This window comes from Parageobacillus caldoxylosilyticus (genome assembly GCF_019272935.1).
Taxonomy (GTDB): domain Bacteria; phylum Bacillota; class Bacilli; order Bacillales; family Anoxybacillaceae; genus Saccharococcus; species Saccharococcus caldoxylosilyticus.
Genome location: NZ_CP040553.1, coordinates 52,737 through 75,541 on the forward strand (window position 1 = coordinate 52,737; position 22,805 = coordinate 75,541).

Genomic DNA, 22,805 nt, shown 5'->3' on the forward strand with positions numbered 1-22,805 from the left:
TTCAACATAAAAATCCTTGCCTACTTACAGGCAAATCAATAGACAATTTTCCCCTAGCGGGGCATAATAAGAAATAATTAATCCCTCTTGGAACATGAAGCACGATAGCGAAAGGATGTTTTATCATGAGCCTTAAATTAAGCGTGTTAGACCAATCCCCAATCGCGGAGGGGATGACAGCGGAAGAAGCGCTCGCCAATACTGTCCGGCTCGCGCAATTTGTCGAGGAGCTTGGCTATGAACGTTTTTGGGTGTCGGAGCATCATGATACAAACAGCCTTGCAGGTTCATCTCCGGAAGTGCTCCTTGGCCATATTGGCGCGAAAACGTCGCGCATCCGCATCGGATCAGGCGGAGTAATGCTCCCGCATTATAGCGCTTATAAAGTGGCAGAAAACTTTAAAGTGCTCGAAGGGCTTCATCCCGGCCGGGTTGACTTAGGGATCGGGAGAGCGCCTGGCGGCATGCCGATTGCGACGATCGCCTTGCAAGAAGGAAAACGAAGAGATATAGACCGCTATCCAGAGCAGGTTGATGATTTGCTTGCTTATTTACATAACGACTTGCCGAAAGAACATCCATTGCACGGACTAAAGGCGACACCGAACGTACGGACAGCTCCCGATGTATGGCTGCTCGGCTCAAGCTCATCCTCCGCGCTCCTTGCCGCGCAAAAAGGGTTGCCGTATGTGTTTGCCCAATTTATTAACGGCGAAGGTGGGGAATATTATACGAAATTGTACCGTGAACGGTTTGTGCCATCGAAATATTTAGATAAACCGCGCAATATGGTCGCTGTGTTCGCCATTTGCGCCGAAACAGAAGAAAAAGCGGAATGGGTGGCATCAAGCCTTGATTTATCGCTGTTGATGATTGAACAAGGCATGGTGTCCAACGGCACGCCAAGCCCGGAAAAAGCAACGGCTTACCCGTACAGTCCGTATGAGCGCAAACGGGTTATCGAAAACCGCAAACGGATGATCGTCGGTTCGCCAAAACAAATAAAAGAACAGCTGTTTCGGCTCAGCGAGGCTTATGAAACAGAAGAAATTATGCTTGTAACGATTACCTATGATTTTGCAGATAAACTGGCGTCATTTCGGTTAATTGCCGAAGAATTATGGGGGGTAGAGGGAATAGATGAAAGTGATTTCCGTCAATGTCGGCGCACCAAAAACGGTGATGATCGGCGGAAAGCCGTTGACAACGGGAATTTATAAAGAACGGGTATTGGAACCAGTTTTTGTCACGAAGCTCAACTTTACTGGAGATCGACAGGCGGACTTAGTGCATCACGGCGGGTATGACAAAGCGATTTGCGCTTACCCGTCGGAACATTTTACGAAATGGACGAAACGGTATGAGCGTCCATTTTTTCCCGGTTCGTTTGGCGAAAACCTCACACTAGCAGGTTTGACGGAAAAGGAAGTATATATCGGCGATATTTTTTCCGTCGGAACGGCCGTCATTCAAGTATCCCAGCCAAGACAGCCATGCTTTAAGCTGGCCAAGCGGCACGGTCTGCCGGACCTTCCGCTTGTGGTGCAGCAAACGGGCCGAACCGGCTTTTATTTTCGCGTGCTGCAAGAAGGCGTTATTCAGCAAGGCGATCCGCTGATACTAGTCGAACGCAGTCTGTCCCGGTTATCCATTGACTATGTCAATCACATTTATTATATGGAAAAAACAAATGTGGAAGCGATGCGAAAAATCCTCGCCGAACCCGCCTTATCGAAAAGCTGGCGCGATGTGTTTGCGGCAAGGATTTCCGCCGCCGCTAATTCTTAAAAAGAAACACCTTGTACACGCGTGTACAAGGTGTTTTTATGATACTTCCTCTTTTTGCAGATGGCTATGGTACAACTCATAGTAAAACCCTTTTGCCTTCAGCAGTGATTCATGCGTCCCTTGTTCGACAATTTTTCCTTCATTCAACACAAGAATGCGGTCCGCATGTTGCACCGTGTTGAGCCGATGGGCAATGACAAAACAGGTCCGCCCTTTCATCAGTCGCTCGAGCGCCTCCTGAATTTTCATCTCAGTCACCGTATCGATATTGCTTGTCGCCTCATCTAAAATTAAAATCGACGGGTTTGCCACCATCGCGCGGGCGATTGCCAAGAGCTGTCTTTGACCTTGACTGATGCCGCTGCCATCTTGCTTTAACACCGTATCATAACCGTTTGGCAGCTTTGTAATAAACGAATGGGCATTGGCCCATTTCGCCGCCTGCTCCACTTCCTCATCGCTTGCCTCTAACCTTCCGTAACGAATATTATCGCGAATCGTTCCTTCAAACAAAAACGTATCTTGCAAAACAAATGCCATATGGGCGCGCAAGTTTGCGCGCTTAATAGAACGGCCATCGTGCCCATCGATGAAAATATGGCCGCGGTCAGGGTCGTAAAAACGGGTTAACAGCTGCAAAACCGTCGTTTTTCCTGCCCCGGTCGGGCCAACAAGCGCCACCGTTTCTCCAGGAGAGACAGAAAAGCTGACATCACGAAGGGCATCGCGTTTTTGATCATAAGAAAATACGACATGGTCAAATTCGACTTTCCCTTGCAGGTGTCCAAGAGAAATCGCTCCCGTTTCATCCCATTCTTCTTTAGGCGTATCTAAAATTTCAAACACCCGCTCCGCGCCGGCCAGTGCGGACAGCAGCGTATTCCATTGGTTGGCCAAATCATTGAGCGGACGGGTAAACTGGCGGGCATACTCGACAAAGACAACAATGACTCCAATCGAAATGATTCCTTTAAGCGCCAAAACTCCGCCGACGCCGGCAATCAGTGCAAAACTTAAGTTGTTTAAAAAGTTCATCAGCTTCGGAATAAAGCCGGAATACGTCTGCGCCCAAAAACCGGCGCGCTTTAACTGTTCGTTTTTTTGCAAAAAGTCGTTGATCATTCTCCGCTCCTGCGAAAACATTTTCACCACTTTTTGTCCGGAGATGACTTCTTCGATAAATCCGTTCATTTCCCCTAAACAGCGCTGTTGCTCGCGAAACCGTTTTTGTGTCCGGTTCGTGATCCACTTCATCCCCGCATACATCATCGGAACGATCAGCAAGGTCACCAGCGTAAGCAGCGGGCTAAGCCAAACCATCACGCCAATCGCCCCGGCAAGCGTGAGCGCGCTCGAGATCACCTGGATTGCCGTGCTGTTAAACGTTTGGCTCATATTATCAATGTCATTGGTGATACGGCTCATCAATTCGCCTTGCTGGCGCTTATCAAAAAACGAAATCGGCAGTTCATGAAAATGGCGGAACAGCTGTTTGCGGATCGCATAAACCGTTTTTTGCGCGACACCGATCATCCAATAGTTCTGCAAAAATGTCGAGGCGGACAGGGCGACATAAATAAAAAGAAGAAGCGCAAGCACCATCCAGAAGCCGTCTGTCCGCCTTTCAACTATATACCTATCAATCGCTTTCCCGACGACATATGGACCAAGCAGGCTTAAGCCGGAACTGATGATGACTATTATTATTGCCGCCAAAAGCCAGCCTTTTTGCGGCGAAACAAATGACCAAAGCCGCTTTAACGTGCCAATACTATCCCTCGCTTTCCGTTTTTGGCCCATCGTCGCCAGCGTACTATGCCGTGGTCGTAACATCGTTATGCCCCTTCTTTCCAAACTGCGATTCGACGATTTTTCGGTACAGTTCGCTCTTTTCTAGCAGCTCATCATGGCTTCCTTTTGCGAGCAGTTGGCCATCTTCTAGCAAGAAAATCACATCGGCTTCCATTGCCGTGCGGATTTTTTGCGTAACAATCAATGTCGTGCACGTATATTCTTTTAGCGCTTCGAGCAGTTTTGCCTCCGTTTTTAAATCAAGCGCGCTCGTACTATCATCGAGCAACAAAATTTTCGGATGGCCGACAAGCGCCCGGGCAATCGACAGGCGCTGCTTTTGTCCGCCCGACAAGTTCACTCCTTTTTGTCCGATCACTGTCTCGTACCCGTCGGGAAAGCTCATAATCGTATCATGAATTTGCGCGTGTTTCGCTGCTTTTATCACTTCTTCCATAGAAGCATTGGCATTTCCAAAACGAATGTTTTCCGCGATCGTGCCGGAAAAAAGCAGCACTTCCTGCGGAACAAAACGAATTGCGGTGCGCAGCTGTTCTTGATTCATTTGCCGAATATCAACGCCATCGATCAACACCCGCCCATCGGTCGGATCGTATAAACGGGGAATCAGCTGCAGCAGCGACGTCTTTCCTGAACCGGTCGCTCCTAAAATCGCCACTGTTTCGTGCGGACGGACGACAAACGAAATATCTTTTAACACAAGAGTGCGGCTGTTCGGATAGCGAAAAGACACGCGCTCAAACCGAATCTCTCCTTGCCGGATAGGCACGGCGCCGCCCTCATGCCCGTCTTTCATTTCTACCTCCGTTTGAAGTACATCCGCAATCCGTCCTGCTGATGCTTTGGCACGTGAAAATGCCATCGTAATAAACGTAAACATCGACAACGCTGCCGTAATACGGGTCGCATAATTGACAACAGCGACAACTTGACCCGCTGTGGCGCTCCCCGCTTTTATGTCGACTCGTCCAACAAAAAGAATAACAATAATCGCCATATTCATTACGAATAGCAATACAGGCGTAATGGTTTCCACTAAGCGCAAGACGTTCATCGTCCGCTGCATTAATGACTCGTTCACCGTCATAAACCGCTCTTGCTCGTATACTCCTCTCATCCACGCTTTAATGAGACGCATTCCCGCCAGATTTTCACGCATCACGCTATTGACTCGGTCGAGCGCTTGCTGGACGATGGAAAATGAGGCGGCCGCTTTATTCATCATCCATAACAAAAATGCCACTAATATCGGAACGGCAACAACGAACATGAGCGCAAGCTGCACATGAACAATTAATGACATCGCGACGCTAAACACAACAAGAAGCGGAGCACGCAAGGCGATGCGCAAGCTCATAAATACCATATTTTGCACTTGTGTCACATCATTTGTCAGTCTCGTAATGAGCGAAGCGGTCGAAAACCGTTCCACATTGGCGAACGAAAAGGACTGAATTTTTTCGAATAGATGCTTTCGCAGCGAAAATCCACACTCTTGACCGACGTAGGCGGCAGCAAAAGAGTTGGCAATCCCCGATGCAAACGCTAGAAATGAAGCGCCGATCATCACCGCACCCCACGTCCAAACAACAGACAAGTTTTGTTTCATGACTCCATCGTCAATAATTTTTCCCATCAACAGCGGCTGCCATAATTCCACTAACAGCTCAATAAGCATCAGCATCCAAGCGATGATCATCCATTTGCGATATGGTTTTAAGTACAATAATATCTGCCGCATGTTGTCACTCCCCCGTGCCTATCATCTGAACCTCCACACGACTAAAGTCGGTGCGGTCTGACGTACTAAAGAGTTTTCCTACACCTGTGTGCAGGCACTCCATCTTGTTCTGTTAAGGATCATGGGCAAAATCTCACTGGTGTTTAGCGCTCTGCCGGCCCGGTTTAACATCGTTTTCCACTTCATTCCAAAACTCAAACCATGGACTTCGTGGCTATCTGCTTTTGTAACTTTTATTCTACTCGCCAAAAAAGCGTTTTACAATTTTTTGATCTTTTATGGAAAAAGACGACGGGCCGTAAATGAACGAGGGAGTGTTATACGAATACAACTGGATTTCCGTATATTTTCAATTTTGTATACAATGGTTCTGCCATATTTTCAGCAACATTTCCTGGCTGGCAATTTCTTTAGTGAGCGAAGCCAGCAACCGAGCGAGATCCTCTTCCCGCTCCACAATCGGAAACAATTTATCAAATTTTGCAATCGCCAATATCCTTTCTACCGTTTTATTAGTGGAAACGACCAATGCAATTTGTTTGTTTTGGCAAACCGCCTTTTTGAAAAAGTGAATCAATAACGCTAATCCTGTACTATCAATAAAAAGAAGTTGACTGACGTCCATTATGACGATGTTTCTGTCTATTTCTGCTAATGCCATTTCCATCTTTTGTCTTGCCGCCTGTTGCGTATGGTAAACCAAATTTCCTTTTAACCATATTTTCGCATACGTTTCTACCGATACCGTTACTAATTCAAAAGTGGATATCCGACGATCCATTCTGTCCTCTCCTCATTTTCATTACGATCGCACATTTGCCGCCTTCATGCGGCACGAATGACACCACATCCATCGTTTCCTTGATCAGTAAAAGACCGCGCCCGGATTCGGCAAGCAAGACATCTTCCAAGCTTTCCTGCCCCAATCGTTCGATCTCTTTTATCGGAATCCCTCCGCCTTCATCGGTTACCGTCACCGTTACCTCTTCCTCTGTAATTCGCCAGGATACGACCAACGCACCGTCATCTATTTTTCTTCCCAGCTGTTTTACTGCCTTTATGGAATTGACAACTGCTTCATGGACCGATAAGACAAACATATCGCGATCATGAAGGGAAAAGAAGCGGGCGATTTGCTTCGCCAGCAAATCGCAAAAATCAATGGCCTCCTCCGTCGCTTTGCATTGCATCGTTATTTCGTACATTGTTTTGCACCTACTGATACAGCTAATTTGGAAGTTATCCTGTCACTGAACTGTAATAGACAGCAAACATATATCATCGACAGGGCTTGTCGACGATTTTCCCTCTTCCATCAACATATGTAAAAACTGTTTGTCTGATAAATGGCTGTACATTTTTGTATACGTACGAATTTTATTCATGCTTTGTAAAATAGAGGAGTCGATTTCATCTAAAATCCCATCGGTATATAAAAATAGTCTTGTCCGCTTTCGGTAATGAATCACCTCTTTTTCAAACGGTACAGAAAACGGGCTGCCGATCGCCAATCCGCCCTTATCCAATTCAATGATTTCTCCGTCCTCGGAAACCAATAATCCGGCAGGGTGTCCGGCATTTGTATACTCGATCTGCTTCCTTTTCGTATCAATCACCAAATAAATCATGGAAAATAAATAGCGGATTTCATTTACCTCATCTGGAAACAAGTTTTGTACATGTTTCTCTAGTTCGGTAGCAACATACACTGGATCGATGACACGTACAATCAGTCCCCTCAGCAGTGAGCGAAGCAGCATGCTGACAAGCGAAGAAGAAATGCCATGCCCCATTACGTCAATAATAATGACGCCATAACGATCCCGATCAATTTGGTAACATGCATATATATCTCCAGATAAGTCGTCCGACGGGATATAAACCGCATCCATTGTTACTACATTGTTTTGGATCGGGGGCGTTAATAAACTTCGCTGAATTTTTTTCGCGAGCTCCACTTGCCGTTTGTGCTCGATGTCTTTTTGCCTCCGCCTTGTAATATCTTCAAACATCACAATATATCCGGTAACGTTTCCATCCGAATCGGTCACCGAAATGACTGCATATGCAACGTCGATTAATGTTCCGTCCTTTCGCTTAACCATGCACTCCCCGGCTTTTTTCTCTTTTAACGGATAGGAAAATACCTCATGATGGGGGTACTCATAAAACAGAGAAGATAAACTTTGACCAATGACTTCCTCCCGCTTCCAGCCAAATAACGCTTCAGCGGCATGTCCCCAGTCTTTTATCGTCATATTTTTGCATAACGGAATTACGGCCAGCGGGGCAGTTTGATATATGGCTCGCAACATTTGTTCCGATTCTGGCAAAGAAGCTGATGTTTCCGTATCGGTAAAACACCAGACGTAACATTCATCTGTCGCGCCGGAAAGCGCATATACTGTTAACATCTTTGTGCGCTTTTGGCCATTGTCCACGTAATGATCTATTTCCCCTTGCCAATAACCGCTTTCTAACACAGTTTCCCAAATCAATTCACACTTTTCAGCAATGCGTTCATCGGCAAGAAGAATATGAATAGATTGGCCGATTAATTGCTCCTTAGCATAACCGGTCAGTTCCGCTATCTCATCATTCACCGCTACAATTAATTGGTTTCGGTCAGTAATGATCATTCCACCACTGGCACGATGGTTAAACGTTTTTCCGATCACCTGTACATTTAGCTTCACCATTGTTCAACCCTTTTTCATCGTAATCTCTCATTATTGCCCCACTTCATGATAAAAGGTCACCTTTTGAACACAAGGCAACCATTGCTTCGAAACGGAAAGGTTTTCTTTTTTGATTTATTAAATTCGCTTCCCCCCCTCCTTTTCCTGCTTTTTCTTTGGAAAAAAAGATAGCCATTTTTTCCTATTTTCATGATTGCTGATTGAAATAACGGTGACGAATAGCTGCAATCACGAGTAAACAAATAGGAATAATAACTTGCAGCGGCAAGTGCAAATAGACCGTGACAATCCGTAATCCTTCCTTAATATGTTCGGAAAAATTGTCAGCGATCGCAACGGATAATAACAACACAATGAACCCAAGAGAATAAATGAGACGGTGATGATTTTGCACTCCAAATAACTCGCTCGCTCCTACCACTCCAGCATAAAAAAAGAGCGAGATTTTAAAAAAGCCGCCAATAATAAGGGCAATCATGAAAAAGACATCGAGGCGTTCCAAAAAATTAGCAACTTGAATGTTTCGGATCGTGTCTAAAAGCGGGAACGTCGAACGGGACACAAGCTCTGGGCCAAGCGCCGCCACATTAATCGCCGCGGTAATGGCTAAATTGATGCCGCTTAGCCCCATACCGATAATAGTCGCTTGTTTTGCTTTTTCCGGATTGTTTAAATACGGAAATATCATCGCAAATACGATCATTTCCCCAAACGGCACATAAAGTGTTTCCGTAAACACTACTTTCCACACAGGCTTCCAGCCATCCGCCAGCACCGGCTCCAAGTTATATAAATGCACTAACCCTGCGCTTATGACCAAAATAAACCCGCCGATTGCCAGTACATAAAGAAACGTCAAAAACAGCTCCCCTGTCCGTGCTAATACCTCAATGCCTTTATACACACCATACATCACCGTCAATATCATAATCGCATTTAAACTAAAGAGAGGCGTTTCCGGATAAGCAAACGTCAAAAGCAGCTCTCCGAAGTCCCTGAGCACCCGGGAGGCAAGATAAAGAAAATAAACGGTATACACAAACGCAAGCGCTTTGCCAAGCCAGGGTCCGATAATGTGTTGCACATAGGATGTTAAGGGAATATCCGGATAATAACGGTAGAGGCGATAATAAACCAAAAACAGCAATATGCCGCCTACCATTCCTAACAAGATCGCCAGCCACACATCCTGCTTCGCCCGCACTCCAAGCGGAATGACGAGCGCACTGCCATGTTCAAACAGTATGATGAGCACAAACAATTGCCGTGCGCTAATTTTTACTTTTTCCATTCCAGTTTCCCGCCTTGCTGTTGAAATATATATGGTTTATTCCGCAGTCCCGTCCGGCGGATAAAAGACTCAACTTTTACATTGACCTCCAAATAAGGGAAATATGATTCATTCCAATTTTTTGCTATTTTCCTCCATTCGTGTGGATAGGAACGATACACGGTTTGGCCAAATCCAAAAATATCTGTCCTCTTTTCTTTTGCTCTTTCAACGGCGTCAAGGACTTCCCTTTTTATGGCCTGTTCTATCGCCTTTTTCAGCATTAAAAGCTGCTTTGGATCGTTTAAGTCAAGAGGCACCAGCACTTCACCGATGTCTCCTTCTGTCTGAATATGAACGGAAACAGACGGCTTCCCATTTTTGATACGGGCGGCCACACTCGTTTGGGACCGATCTACTTTATAGCTAATTGCCTCTTTTTTCTCTTTCCATCCTGTTGTGATATTGGTTTGTTTAATCTTATCTAATACCCATAACACCCCGCGGGATGCTTCCCCATTAATCCATCCGACAAGTTTTCCGTCTTTAAACATCGCCAATCCATCTACATACAAGCGCGCATCCGGCTCGGAAGCTTGTATGCTTAATTGACGTTTTCCTTTTCGTACGTTCCCTTCAATTCCAACACCGCTAATAACAGGAGCTTTTCCTTGTGAAGAAAGATCTCTAATGATGTCTCCTACATGAATATTGATGGTTTCCCCCCACATTTTTTCTGAAAATTGCAATGTTTTGATAATTTGATTGGCAGAAATTTTATCAATGGGTGTTAATATTTTTAATACATCCTCCGCTGAATGATGGCGGGCAATGACCACCATGGAAGTCGCGCGAAACTGGCTGTTGCGCTCCAACGCGTCAAATAGTCCATCCAATCCTTCTCTGGCTACCTCCTCCCCAATCACTACCAAGTTCGTATGGGCATAATACGGAATCCGCGATACCTTTTGCGATGTTTTTCGGCTTGCCTCGACAAGGTTATTGCCTGTTGCTTTATAAATAGAAACCGGCACTCCACCGCTTCCTCCTCCTCTTTGCGTTGCCCCGGCCACATTTCCAGGGTTGACGACTTGGTAGATCATCATGTATTTTCCATCTTTGGTTTTATCCAACCCAACTGCGATGATAAAAGCCAAATCGGTAAGCTCTTTTCTGCTCCAGCATCCCGCAAGGATGATTCCACATAGCAAAATAGAAACGACCGTTGCGATTATTCGTTTCATGACGTTTCTCCCCTGTTTGAATCGTTTGAACTATTCGAGCCAGGCGGTTGTGGCTTCTGATTGTTCCCTTGGCGCTCAATATTTTTTTGGCTGATGAGATGCGGCCGATCTTTAAACGCCCATGTCGGCACACGGAAGAGCGTATCACCCATGTTAGCTGGAATGGATGGAGCCAATGGCGACATATATGGAACACCAAATGAACGAAGGCTGCATAAGTGAATGGTCATCACTAAAATTCCTATGATAATTCCGTAAAACCCAAATATGGCCGCAAGAACCATAAGCAAAAACCGAATGAGGCGGGCAGAAATAGCAATCGCAACTGCCGGCGTTGCAAAACTAGCCACCGCTGTAATCGAAACAACGATGACCATCGCCGAAGAAACAAATCCCGCCTCGACTGCCGACTGTCCAATGACAAGCGCGCCGACGATCGATACCGCTTGACCGACCGCACGCGGCAGACGCACCCCAGCTTCTCGCAAAATTTCGAAAGTGACTTCCATCACCAATGCTTCGACAAACGCTGGAAATGGAACTGCCTCCCGTTGCGCAGCGATCGCAATAACCAGCGGCGTCGGGATCATTTCTTGGTGAAATGTTGTCGCTGCAATATACAACGCAGGAGCAATTAAGGAAATAAAGAAAATAAGCACACGCAAAAAGCGAAGTGCCGTCGAAATATCAAAACGGGAATAATAATCTTCGACCGCCTGAAAAAATTGGATAAACACAGCTGGAACAACCAGGACAAATGGAGTTCCCTCCATAAAAATGGCGACTCTTCCCTCTAACAGATTTGCGGCAACCGTATCCGGCCGTTCCGTATGATATACCGTAGGAAACGTAGTATATGTTTGATCTTCAATTAATTGTTCGATATAGCCAGATTCCAAAATACTGTCAATATTGATGCGGTTAAGCCGTTGTTTTACTTCTTGTACAATTTCCTCATTGGCGATTCCTTTTATGTACATAATGGCGACGTCTGTTTGCGTTACTTTGCCGATTTTCATTGTTTCCATCCAAAGATTTGGATTTTGAATGCGGCGGCGAATCAGTGAGGTATTGATGCGCAGCGATTCGGTAAACCCGTCGCGAGAACCGCGGATCGCTATTTGTGTTTGCGGCTCCTCAATTTGGCGATATTGTCCCCCTTTTGTGCTCGCGCATAAGGCCAACGGAATTCCATCAAGGAGAATAATCGTCCTTCCGGACATTAGTTCTGTAAATAACTCGGACCATTGAGAAATTTGCCGAATCCCGCCGACAGCGGCCAGTTTCTTTTCCATCCAGATAAATAGGTCTGTCGGCAATAAAGAAATTGGAAACGTTGCGGTCATGAGAGGTTCAAGTAAAAATTGGCACACATTTTTTTCGTCAACAAGACCATCGACAAAAATCATAGCTGCGCGAATAGTACGTTCATGGCCAACATCAAAGCGACGAATGACAATATCAGGACTGTCTCCCGTCGTATGACGGACAATATCTATATTCATTTCTAGTTGTGAATGAATGGGTTCCCCTGGAATATCCTGCGCTTGGCCGCTTTGATCTTTTCCTTCTTTCTCCTGAATTTCCTGCTTTTTTTTCTGTAATCCCCACTGAAACAACATTTACTTTCCCCCTTGCTCCAAACTCATGCATTTTTCATTATGGGCAACGAAAAAAGTGGATATACAAAATCAAAACAAGAAAGAAAATAAAACAAGAGAGAAAGGTTTTACAATTAGGACAAAAACAATAAACATCATTTTAACGGCAGGTGGTACGATGAAATTATTGATCATCAAACTAATTATGATCATCTCGCTAGCCGGCATCGCTATGGGAATGGACAGACTGCTTGGTTACTCCTTTTATCAATCCATTCACAATATCCTTTTTCCGTTTCGAGTGATGAAAGGTGCTGAGATGATGATTTTTTTCATATTTGTGCTGCTATGGATCATTGATTTATTCGCAGAAATCTTGAAGCATAAAAAATACCAAAAACAACCATGAGCAATTTTACTCCTCCCCCATGCGTGAAAATCCACCCTCCCCATCATGATGCTAACGCAAACAGGTTGAAAATACGCGCTTTTTCATGGTGTTGCGTCCCTGTCATAGAACTGTTTGAGTCCATTTGGCGCTCCACCCATTGTCAGTCCTTTTCATATGAAAAGATGGCTACGGACAGAAAAAAGAGAAAGGCTGATGCGAAACCCTTTTCGCATCAGCCTCCTTTCGCTTCGCTATTTCTTTTTCTTCCAAACTGAAGCAGCCTTAGTGAATTCAGCAAGACAAGCAAGGTTGCTCCCATATCGGCAAAAATGGCCATCCATAAGGCAAGCCATCCCGGAATAATGAGCAAGAGCGCCAATAATTTTAAGAATAGAGCAATAGCCACGTTTTGTTGAATCATACGCAGCGTTTTCCGGCTTAGGCGGATCACATACGGAAGTTTTTCCAAATCATCCCCCATTAACACAATATCTGCAGTCTCAAGCGCCACATCCGTTCCGGTATTTCCCATTGCGATGCCAATATTGGCCGCCGCCAACGCCGGGGCATCATTGACGCCGTCACCAACCATCGCAATACGATCGAATTGTTTTTGCAATCCGTGAATAGCGGTTAGTTTTTCCTCTGGCAATAGCTCAGCGCGCACATCGGCAAGCGGAAGATCCGCGGCAAGCGTATGGGCGGTTGTTGCATTGTCCCCTGTGAGCATCACGGTTTGCGAGATTCCTAGTTTTTTGAGCGCCTGCAGCACCTTGCCGGCGCTAGGGCGCAGCTGATCGGAAACAGCGATCATTCCCAGCACGCTTGTTTCATCGCCCACTAGCATCACTGTATTTCCTTGTTTTTGCAACGTTTCGATTTTCGTATGAATCGTTTCGCTTAACGATAAATGCGAAAATAGTGAAGGTTTCCCAATATAATACATCGTTCCATTGACACGGGCTGCGGCTCCTTTGCCGGCCATTGCCCGAAACTCCCTAATCTCCATGCCATCAACCGACAGCTGCCATTGTTCCGCTTTGCTCAACACTGCCGAAGCAAGCGGATGTTCTGATTGTTTCTCGATCGCAGCGGCAATTTGCAGCAATTGTTTTTCATTGATATGGCTTACTGGATAAACTCCCGTTACTTCCGGCGTTCCCGTTGTTAACGTCCCCGTTTTATCAAACGCCATCGCCTTAAGTTTTCCGACCTCTTCTAAATAGGCTCCTCCTTTGATCAACACCCCTTGCCGCGCCGCCTGTCCGATCGCCGTAACGATCGCGACCGGCGTACTAATGACAAGTGCGCACGGGCAGCCAACAACAAGAATTGTCAATCCGCGATAAATCCATGTCAGCCACTGTTCATCGAACCATAAAGGCGGGACGATGGCAACGAGCAAGGCAATCAGCATAATCGCCGGCGTGTAATAGCGGGCAAAACGGTCGACAAATTGCTGCGTTGGCGCCCGCTCGGCCTGCGCTTCTTCGACAAGATGAATGATTTTGGCAATGGTGGAATCTTCGACGCGCTTTGTAACGCGCACCTCAAGCGCCCCTTCGGCGTTTAACGTCCCGGCATATACTTCATCGCCGCTCGTTTTTGCAACCGGCATCGCTTCACCAGTAATCGCCGCTTCGTTGACCGACGATTCCCCGCGAATGACCACGCCGTCCATCGCGATTTTTTGTCCGGGTTTCACAAGAATCGTATCGCCGACCATCACCTCTTTGACATCCACTTCATACTCTTTGCCGTCGCGGAGCACGAGCGCTTTTTTCGGGGCGATATCCATTAGCCGCTGAATCGAACGGCGTGCCGTATCCATGGAATATCTCTCGAGCGCTTCGCTAATCGCAAATAGGAAGACAACGACCGCCCCTTCTTTCCATTCTCCGATGCACGCCGCGCCGATGATGGCGATCGTCATCAATGTTTTCATATCAAATTGTAGGCGAACAAGATTGTTGATTCCGGTTTTTAATAAATGATAGCCGCCGACCAGGATGCTTGTTGCAAACAATAAAATCGCGGCAAGGCTCGTTTCGCCAACCGCATGCGCCGCGACAAAGCCGCTGAGAAGAAACAACGCGGAAACGGCGGCAAGCACGTTTGTTTTCTTTTTCCAAAACGGCGCTGCTTTCTGTTCTTTCCGCTCCGTTTCCGGAATGACGGTAATTCCGTCAAACGCTCCCGCTTTTTCCAGCTCTGCGATCGACGCTTCGCCAATCACCGTTAGTTTCGCCGCGCCGAAATTGACTTCAGCATCTTTGACCGTCGCAATCGACTTCACATTTTTCTCAAACCGTGCCGCACAGTTAGCGCAGGAAAGGCCTTGAAGGCGGTACACATGTTTATTTTCCATCGTTTTCTTCCCCCTCTTTGGCGTGAACAAGCGCCAGTGCCACAAGCTGTTCGACATGGTCGTCTTTCAGCGAATAAAACACGAGTTTCCCCTCTTTGCGGTGCTTGGCGATTCCCATATCGCGCAACAGGCGCAAATGGTGGGAAGCGGTCGCCACCGTGCAACCGATAATCGTCGCGACATCACAGACGCATAGCTCTTTTTCGAGCATTAACGCATACGTGATTTTTAAGCGCGTCGCATCGGCCAGCACTTTAAATAGCTGTTCCACCCCGCTGATTTCATTGATGCGCTGCCGGACGGCATCGACTTTTTCCGCGTTAATGGAAAATACTTCACATACATCGTTCGCCATCTTGTCACCTTCATTCAAATATTCGTTTGAATATAGTATATTCCTTCATCAACAAACGTGTCAATTCATTCAAACAATAATTTGAATATCTTTCAATCAAAAAAGGGAATCACTGCGATTCCCTTTTATCATTCCGCATTCCCTCGGGCTTTTGCGAGCAGATGATGATCTTTGAGCCACTTTTCGACATGCGTATACGTTTCTTTCCACGCGAGAAGAATGGTATCGCCGTCACTTTGTAAAAGCTCGATATCCCCCTGCCATACTTTGCTGCTATCCAGCATCGCGCTTGCAGGCTCTTCCATTAAGTCGGCTTTTAACGCTTCGATAAATGAATCAATTTGCTGCGGCTCGATGATCGTCAACGTTTTCTCGCTCGTCTCTGGGTGGCGGAAGGCGACTTGGCGAATCGGCGAATATCCTTGATCGCGCAGCAATAAATAATAGTTTTTCTTATACTCTTTCGATTCTAAAATTGGTTGATAATAGGAAAAATACGGTTCGCTAGGCACACCATACTGGCGGATCATCCGCTTGCCGTTCTTGAACACATAACCGATGACCACTTGTCGCTGCGCCTCAGACGGAAACGATCTTGGTTGATCTTTGACTAGCTGTTGGTGAAATGCGTAGACGGCTCGAATATTTTCTTTTTCCTTTAAAAACTGGTTTTCTTGTTCAAACGGCACATACGAACGTTCGCCATTTTCAACAAAATCATAGACGGAACTGCCAAAATAGACTTGGCGGATATCCTCTAACGCTGGCAGCCGTTTTTCATATCCGGTTATATCAAGATGAACCAAAATGCCGATGACCACCATCGCCGCGGCAAAATAAGTGTACCCTTTCCACTTATGGAAAACCCGCCACGTTTTTTCGATAATCATTTCGGCAATGAAAAAGCCGATAAATGAGAAGGTGACATATCCGAATACAATCCAGGAAAACTGATTTTGCGTAACGCCAAAATAAAAACCGCCGACGAGCATCGTACAAAACGCGACGCCGTACTTAAAGACCGGACGGAGCACCGGAAATGCCAGCGCCTGCGTCGCCGCCTCGCTATGCCGTTTTTGGTACAGCCAAATCGCTAAAATAAGGAACAACATAATAAAAAGCAGATAAATAAGCGATTCGCCCGCTGCCAACGGTTCTGCTTCAAGATTTAAATAGCGGAAAAACGGCACAATTGTCTCCAGATTTTTTGATAAATAATAACCGGCCGGGAATCCAATCAATAAAAACGAGGTATTGGCTAATAATAAAATCGTGATGCCTGCCGGGAATAAAAACAAAATATACGTAAATACGACTTGCAGCGTCGACATGCCTGTCATCATTCCGACAAACACGCCAGCGGCAAAAACAAACAGTTCCATGATAGCCGTTTCCCACATCCAGCGGATAATGTCACTGATCGTTAGCGGCACGGAAAGACTTAATCCATAGCGGCAAACGACGGTAAGCAATGAAATAAGCACGATTGGAATGACAATGAGCATCACTCCAAACACGACTTGCTGGCAAAACAGTTCCGCTCTCTGTACAGGTAAACTATGCATAAAATCAGATGATGGTTTGCCTTGCATGTAACGAAATAAGAATGCGGCTAATAACACCGGCAGCGTAAAAACAATCATCGATTGAAACGGCGCGGAAATGCTGTATAAACTTTCCCATTCGGGATAAATGCCGCCGTCTTTCTGCTGGGAGTAAGCCATCAATAATTGCAGCGGAATGGCGGCGAACCACAGCAAGAAATGCACGATGCCAATCCAGCCGACGCTGCGAAGATTTTGCACAAAAAGCCCGCGATTAAACGATAATATTTTCGATGGCATAGCCGGCATCCCCCATTTCGTAAATAAAAATCTCTTCAAGCGTAAGCGGCAGGATATCAAAAATGAGCGGCTGAAACGGCTTAATATAGGAAACGATTTCCTGCTTTTTGCCGCGCACAATAAGGAGAAGGACGCTGCCGCGCTGCTCTTTGTAAACGATATTAAGCTGCTCAGCAAATTGCTTTGGAATTCCATTGCGAAACGCGACTTGAATTTTATGGATATCGGTTTTCATCGCATCCAGCTCTTTTTCAAACAGCATTTCTCCCTCATGCAAAATGCCGATACAGTCGCAAAGATCTTCCATTTCCCGCAAGTTATGCGAAGAAATAACGACCGTCATTTCACGCTCGGCGACCTCTTGGACAATAATGTTTTTCACTTTTTGCCTGACGACCGCATCGAGTCCATCAAGCGGTTCATCCATGACGAGCACGTCCGGCATCGTCGAAAAGGCGAGCCAAAATGCGGCTTGACGCTGCATTCCTTTCGAAAACTGGTGGATTTTTTTGCGCGGGTCAAGCAAAAATATTTCTTGTAATCTTGTAAACCGCTCCCGATGAAAAGATGGATAAATACTTTCGTAAAACGCGGCCATTTGCTCGATCGTTGTTTGCGGGAAGAAATATACATGATCCGGCAAAAACATGATTCGCCGCTTTATTTTTGGATTTTCCCATACCTCTTCCCCATCAATGAGCACTGTGCCATGATCGGGACGGATAATCCCAGCCATCATCTTTAACAATGTCGTTTTCCCCGCGCCATTGGAGCCGAGCAGGCCGTAAATTCTTCCTTTTTGCACCGTCATGCTGACTCCGCGAATCGCTTGAAAGCGGTCAAACGTTTTCGTTACGTTCGTCAAATGAATCATCTGTTTTTCCCCCTCTCTCCCCTTGTTCCGCTTGTTCGATCCATTGCAGCACTTCTTCTTTTGTCACTCCTAAAAAAAACGCCTCGGCAGCCAGACGGACAATATCGTGGCGAATGGCTGCGATTTTTTCTTGGCTTGCTGTTTTCGCCTGCGGAGAAACAAAGTTTCCCTTTCCTGGAATCGAATAAATAAACCCTTGGTGCTCTAATTCCCGATACGCTTTTTGAATCGTGTTTGGATTAATCGTTAATTGTTTCGCCATCATCCGTACGGATGGCAGCTGCTCATGCGGCTTCCATATTTCGCGGATGATCATTTCTTTCATTTTTTCGACAAGCTGTTCATAAATCGGTTGGCGGCTGCGAACGTCTAACTCAAACATCTCCCCCCTCCTTTCATCATCTGTATCAACTGTACTATTAATAATAATACACTTATAACAGTTAAATAGCAAGTATTTTCCATAAATAAAAAAAACGTAACATAAGGAAATGATATTCCTTACATTACGAATACGTCTGCACAAACAGGCCGTCCCCTTCCAGCCATTCGGCAATGATGACGTCCTCATACGATGACACGCCATGGGTACGCAATTGTTCGTTTAGCCATTGCTCATCTTTGCCAATTGCGTGCAGTTCATCGATAAGCAGCTGTCCCTCGCGGATGAGCGTAACCGGAACATGAACGGGATGGGGCGGCAATTGAAAATCTTCACGTATCGTTTTTTGATATTTTGCTTTTTTCAAGACGCTGATTGTTCCGTTTGCCTCTAAATAGCAAAAAGCGACTTCCCGCAATGAAAACGTTTCGTTTTGACGAAGCAAACTTTGCAGTTGATTGAGCGTCATCCGGCTTTTCTTCAATGCTTCATAGTCAATGATCCCATTTCGGATTAATGCTGTCGGTTTTCCTTCACTAAGGCGGCGAAACGGGAGCCATTTTTGGCTCATGTATTCGACAAGCAATAATAGCGCTCCCCATAGCGATATCGAATAGATAATATACCAAAGATGGACATGATCGTCATATAGAGCGTTTCCTAACAGCTCTCCTAATACGAGCGCCGAAATAAATGTAAATGGGCTTATTTGATGGATCAGTTTTTTGCCGGCCACTTTCACAACGAGAAATAAAAGCACAAATCCTGTCACAAGCTCTACTGTTAAATGCACCCATTTCATTCATTGCCACCATCCTGATCATGATTCGTTAGTTTCATTATGAACAACAACATGCTAAATTATGTCACGGCAAAGTTTTTGCCGCCTGAAGCCAAGAACGCAACTCCTTTTTTCAACAATTGTTTATTCCCTTATAAAAAAGCTATTTTTCCATCCCATTCTTTCCGTATAATAATATAATAATAGGGTCGAATTTTCGTGGATGGGAGATATTTATGGGTTCTTATATAAATCAACATGTATTAAACAATTTGTTTTATATTTTAGTGAGCGTATTTGTTTTTTATTTTATTTATGATCACGGGGAGATATTTAAAAAGCGGCCATCATACAGAAATGCCCTCCTTGCCATTTGCATGGGGTTTCCGATCATTTTATGCATGAAATTTCCTATTTACATTGATGAACGTTGCATCCATGACTTACGACAAATTCCATTTCTTGTAGGCGCACTATATGGCGACGGAATCGTCGGCTTTATTTTGCTTCTGATTTTGCTGGCTGCTCGCTCTCTGATTTACGGATTTGAGTATATTACTGCGATTGTGTATATGACCATGTTTGTGGTCACAGCTCTCATTTCGCCGACATTTAAGACATTAAAACGCCGAAACAAACTCTCTATGTCGGTCTGGTTAACCTTTTTTCTGGCGATTCTCACCACGTTTCTCGCCATCATCATCGCCCATTTTCCAGTAACGGACACTTATATTGTTTATTTCATTGTACTTCCTCCCATTGGGATGCTATTTGTCGTGTATATTATGGAAACATTAAAAGAAGCAATTATGATGCGCTCCAAACTGGTTAAAGTCGAGAAAATGGAAGTGGTTAGTCAGCTTGCGGCCAGTATTTCACACGAAGTTCGCAATCCATTAACCGTTGTCAAAGGATTTATTCAATTATTAAAAACCCCTTCTCTTCCACAAGATACAAAAGATCGCTACATTCAAATTGCTTTAGACGAAATTAATCGAGCGGAAGCGATTATTAACGATTATTTAACCTTTGCCAAACCAGCATCGAACAAGGTAGAACGTCTCATGGTAGATGCCCAGTTGCGAAAGGTCGTTCAGATGCTGGTGCCAATGGCTCATATGAGCTCGATTGAAATTGTTGAAGAGCTGCAACCCGCTGCGATTGTCGGAAACATTCAGTACTTTCAACAGTGTTTTTTAAATTTGATAAAAAACAGCATCGAAGCCATGCCAAACGGAGGGACATTGACGATTTCATCCCGCGTGCATGGAAATCATGTCATCATTACGATTAAAGACACCGGCGTGGGAATGACAACGGAACAAGTAGGCCGTTTTGGCGAGCCATACTTTAGTACAAAAGAAAAGGGAACCGGTCTTGGAACAATGATAGCGGTAAAGATGATTCAAACGATGCAGGGAGCGCTGCATATTCAAAGCGAGGTAAATAAAGGAACCACATTAACGATTACGTTTCCTAAGGCTGCGAACTGATCCTGCCAGAAAGAAAGGGATGTGGAGCTAGTCCACATCCCTTTCTTATGTAGATGTCGAGTGCGAGGGCTGTCTCTCTTTTTTCTGAGATAACAAGAGAACCGTCACCATAATGCAAACGGCTCCAATGGCTTGAAACAGACCGAACGGGACATGTAAAAAAGCAATCGAGGCTATTACGGCTGAAAGCGGCTCTACGCTAGATAGCAAGCTCGATTCCGTCGGCGATAAGTAGCGAATGCTTTCGACAAATAATAAAAATGCAAATAAAGTGCCAAATACAACGACAAACAAGATAAGCAGCCACGTCTGTGCATCCCAGCGGACCAACGGCAGCGGAAAAGGAGGAAAAACAAAACACATGACTCCCCCTCCGATGACCATTCCCCAACCGACAACGATGGTGGAGTGCCACTGTTTCAGCATCTGTGCCGAAGATAATGTATAAAAAGCTAAGGCAACACCAGAAAGAATTCCCCAACCAACAGATATCAATGGCACTTTTAATTCCCCGGTTGAACCGTTTGTAATTAATAGAAAAGTCCCTAAAAGAGCCAATACAATAGCAAACATCACCTCTTTCGATGGACGATGCTTTTGAAAAGCGATGGCATATAACACGATATAGACAGGGGCTAAATATTGCAATAATGTCGCCGTAGCGGCATTGCCCGTGGCGATCGATGCAAAATACGTATATTGCACTCCAAGCATGCCGAAAAACCCAAACAATAGTAAGCTTACAATGCTTTTGGCGTCGGTCCAGATCGAAAATATCGCCATCCGTTTACATGCCGCAAACAATAGCAACGCGCTTCCCGCCAGCATCATTCGCACCACGACAAGCCATTCTGCGGTTATTTGCTTTTCCTGAAATAACACTTGCGCCGCTGTTCCTGATAATCCCCAAAGCGCTGCACCGGTGATGACCATCATTAGTCCTTTGATGCGACTAGAGACTTGTGTGGCCATAATTCTCCCCTTCTTTTGACTGATGTTGATGGATAGGATGCTTAACGGCAATAAACACCCCTATGATAATCAGCAACCCGCCTACATAAAACGAAGCTGCAATTTGTTCATGTAAAAACAAAAAGCCAAAAACAGCGCCGACGAGCGGCTGAAAAAAGAAAAATAACGAGCCAATCCCGGCATCCATCATTTCCATTCCTTTATTCCAGAGAAAAAACGCCCCCGCGGTCGAAATAATCCCAAGATAAAGAATCCCAAATACGACGATCATGTCAGGAAAAGAAACGGGTTGTTCATATAACTCCCAAATCATAACCGGGGTAGTGAATAATAAAGCAAACAAAATGGCATAGGTTGTAATCGTCAAGGCCGAAAAGCGGGTGGAAGCCACTTTCACGTACACAGATAAAAGCGCCCATGTCAGCGCCGCCCCAACTAACATCATATTCCCCCAAAATGATGTCCCTCCGCTGTTGTCCAAACCGATGACGACGACGACCCCGATGGTAGCCAGCAAAAGAGCAAAAGCTTTTCTCAAGGTGATCCACTCATGTAAGACCAATCTTGCAAACAAGACAATAAACGCCGGAGTTGCCGACGTGATCAACGCCCCTGTATGCGCATCAGATAATTTGGTGCCGATAAATTGCAACGATATCGAAACAAAATAACCGATAAAACCGATCCAACCTAGCAAAAGCCAATCTTGTTTTCGAAGGGATAGCCTCGCTTTTGTTTTATATTGATGGACTTTTAATATCCCAAATAAAACAACGAACGCGATGGCATAACGCAGCCACACTAACGTAAACGGCGGAACGAAATCAAGGACATATTTGCTGACAACGTACATTCCACCCCAAATGCTGGCTGCCAGCGATAAATAGAAGGCGCCGAAAAATATATTTTTCATTGGAACAACCCTCCGTCTTCATCGGGATTGAAAAGCCATCCTTTCCTAAGATGAGGCGCAATTATAGCTGCCCCCGTCTTAGAAGCGAGCCGCAGGTTGATCGTTTTCCCATAAATCGAAATACATTCTCATCGTTTCTCACCCTTTTCTCTATAATCATTTCATTTTGTTTCATTGTATCAAATTATCGTGAAATACACATTCATATTTTCCTAATTATTATGTATGTTGCGAAAAAGAATAGACATTGCTGCTTATGGAAAAAATAGCAACATAG

Annotated in this window: 20 protein-coding genes; 4 read left to right on the forward strand and 16 right to left on the reverse strand. The window is 45.2% G+C overall.

All coding sequences use genetic code 11. The annotated features are described in order from the left end of the window. Positions 1-125 precede the first annotated feature (125 nt). Together BV455_RS00340 and BV455_RS00345 are read left to right on the forward strand one after the other, a co-directional pair. Positions 126-1,220 carry an LLM class flavin-dependent oxidoreductase gene (locus BV455_RS00340; protein ID WP_017436690.1) on the forward strand — a complete coding sequence of 365 codons (1,095 nt, stop codon included), beginning with the start codon at positions 126-128 and terminating at the stop codon, positions 1,218-1,220. Next, the gene (locus BV455_RS00345; protein WP_061579085.1) at positions 1,141-1,788 is read left to right on the forward strand and encodes an MOSC domain-containing protein; all 648 of its coding nucleotides are present in this window, start codon (positions 1,141-1,143) and stop codon (positions 1,786-1,788) included. The genes BV455_RS00340 and BV455_RS00345 overlap by 80 nt, the downstream gene beginning before the upstream one ends. Before the next feature lie 36 nt (positions 1,789-1,824). Here BV455_RS00345 and BV455_RS00350 read toward each other — a convergent pair whose 3' ends face one another. The 8 genes from BV455_RS00350 to BV455_RS00385 form a co-directional block, all read right to left on the reverse strand. Continuing rightward, the gene (locus BV455_RS00350) at positions 1,825-3,621 is read right to left on the reverse strand and encodes an ABC transporter ATP-binding protein (RefSeq protein WP_042410172.1); all 1,797 of its coding nucleotides are present in this window, start codon (positions 3,619-3,621) and stop codon (positions 1,825-1,827) included. Next, a complete protein-coding gene (locus tag BV455_RS00355) occupies positions 3,602-5,341 on the reverse strand; it encodes an ABC transporter ATP-binding protein (RefSeq protein ID WP_218687602.1) in 1,740 nt (579 codons plus the stop codon). The genes BV455_RS00350 and BV455_RS00355 overlap by 20 nt, the downstream gene beginning before the upstream one ends. A gap of 349 nt (positions 5,342-5,690) precedes the next feature. Continuing rightward, positions 5,691-6,122, reverse strand: coding sequence for an anti-sigma factor antagonist (locus tag BV455_RS00360; RefSeq protein ID WP_042410167.1), 432 nt, complete (start codon positions 6,120-6,122; stop codon positions 5,691-5,693). Beyond that, positions 6,097-6,546, reverse strand: coding sequence for an ATP-binding protein (locus tag BV455_RS00365; protein ID WP_017436695.1), 450 nt, complete (start codon positions 6,544-6,546; stop codon positions 6,097-6,099). Before BV455_RS00365 ends, BV455_RS00360 begins: the two co-directional genes overlap by 26 nt. Before the next feature lie 42 nt (positions 6,547-6,588). Then, on the reverse strand, positions 6,589-8,040 hold the full coding sequence (locus BV455_RS00370) for a SpoIIE family protein phosphatase (RefSeq protein ID WP_042410163.1): 1,452 nt from the start codon (positions 8,038-8,040) through the stop codon (positions 6,589-6,591). Between the two features lie 187 nt (positions 8,041-8,227). Next, a complete protein-coding gene (locus BV455_RS00375) occupies positions 8,228-9,331 on the reverse strand; it encodes a GerAB/ArcD/ProY family transporter (protein ID WP_218687603.1) in 1,104 nt (367 codons plus the stop codon). Continuing rightward, entirely contained in the window at positions 9,319-10,554 is a 1,236-nt protein-coding gene (locus BV455_RS00380) for a Ger(x)C family spore germination protein (protein WP_218687604.1), read from the reverse strand. The genes BV455_RS00375 and BV455_RS00380 overlap by 13 nt, the downstream gene beginning before the upstream one ends. Further along, positions 10,551-12,176 carry a spore germination protein gene (locus BV455_RS00385; RefSeq protein ID WP_218687605.1) on the reverse strand — a complete coding sequence of 542 codons (1,626 nt, stop codon included), beginning with the start codon at positions 12,174-12,176 and terminating at the stop codon, positions 10,551-10,553. Before BV455_RS00385 ends, BV455_RS00380 begins: the two co-directional genes overlap by 4 nt. A gap of 157 nt (positions 12,177-12,333) precedes the next feature. Here BV455_RS00385 and BV455_RS00390 point away from each other — a divergent pair, with 157 nt between their 5' ends. Further along, the gene (locus BV455_RS00390) at positions 12,334-12,564 is read left to right on the forward strand and encodes a YczF family membrane protein (protein ID WP_081160769.1); all 231 of its coding nucleotides are present in this window, start codon (positions 12,334-12,336) and stop codon (positions 12,562-12,564) included. A gap of 214 nt (positions 12,565-12,778) precedes the next feature. On the opposite strand, the gene BV455_RS00395 is transcribed toward BV455_RS00390, so the two are convergent. The 6 genes from BV455_RS00395 to BV455_RS00420 form a co-directional block, all read right to left on the reverse strand. Beyond that, positions 12,779-14,914: a heavy metal translocating P-type ATPase gene (locus tag BV455_RS00395; protein WP_081160772.1), complete on the reverse strand. Its 2,136-nt coding sequence runs from the start codon at positions 14,912-14,914 to the stop codon at positions 12,779-12,781. Then, positions 14,904-15,269 (reverse strand): ArsR/SmtB family transcription factor, encoded by a 366-nt coding sequence (locus BV455_RS00400; RefSeq protein WP_017436703.1) that lies wholly within the window; start codon positions 15,267-15,269, stop codon positions 14,904-14,906. The genes BV455_RS00395 and BV455_RS00400 overlap by 11 nt, the downstream gene beginning before the upstream one ends. Positions 15,270-15,397: 128 nt before the next feature. Next, positions 15,398-17,113: an ABC-2 transporter permease gene (locus tag BV455_RS00405; protein ID WP_081160775.1), complete on the reverse strand. Its 1,716-nt coding sequence runs from the start codon at positions 17,111-17,113 to the stop codon at positions 15,398-15,400. Beyond that, positions 17,088-17,987: an ABC transporter ATP-binding protein gene (locus tag BV455_RS00410; protein WP_017436705.1), complete on the reverse strand. Its 900-nt coding sequence runs from the start codon at positions 17,985-17,987 to the stop codon at positions 17,088-17,090. Before BV455_RS00410 ends, BV455_RS00405 begins: the two co-directional genes overlap by 26 nt. Continuing rightward, positions 17,953-18,369 (reverse strand): GntR family transcriptional regulator, encoded by a 417-nt coding sequence (locus BV455_RS00415; RefSeq protein WP_042409453.1) that lies wholly within the window; start codon positions 18,367-18,369, stop codon positions 17,953-17,955. Before BV455_RS00415 ends, BV455_RS00410 begins: the two co-directional genes overlap by 35 nt. A gap of 124 nt (positions 18,370-18,493) precedes the next feature. Then, the gene (locus BV455_RS00420; RefSeq protein ID WP_081160778.1) at positions 18,494-19,171 is read right to left on the reverse strand and encodes a YetF domain-containing protein; all 678 of its coding nucleotides are present in this window, start codon (positions 19,169-19,171) and stop codon (positions 18,494-18,496) included. Positions 19,172-19,386: 215 nt separating this feature from the next. Here BV455_RS00420 and BV455_RS00425 point away from each other — a divergent pair, with 215 nt between their 5' ends. Beyond that, a complete protein-coding gene (locus tag BV455_RS00425; protein ID WP_218687606.1) occupies positions 19,387-20,643 on the forward strand; it encodes an ATP-binding protein in 1,257 nt (418 codons plus the stop codon). A 45-nt stretch (positions 20,644-20,688) separates the two neighbouring features. Here the strand turns inward: BV455_RS00425 and BV455_RS00430 are convergent, their stop codons facing one another. Together BV455_RS00430 and BV455_RS00435 are read right to left on the reverse strand one after the other, a co-directional pair. Next, a complete protein-coding gene (locus BV455_RS00430) occupies positions 20,689-21,615 on the reverse strand; it encodes a DMT family transporter (protein WP_218687607.1) in 927 nt (308 codons plus the stop codon). Next, complete coding sequence (locus BV455_RS00435) at positions 21,596-22,528, reverse strand: DMT family transporter (RefSeq protein WP_218687608.1); 933 nt, start codon at positions 22,526-22,528, stop codon at positions 21,596-21,598. The genes BV455_RS00430 and BV455_RS00435 overlap by 20 nt, the downstream gene beginning before the upstream one ends. Between the last annotated feature and the right edge of the window lie 277 nt (positions 22,529-22,805).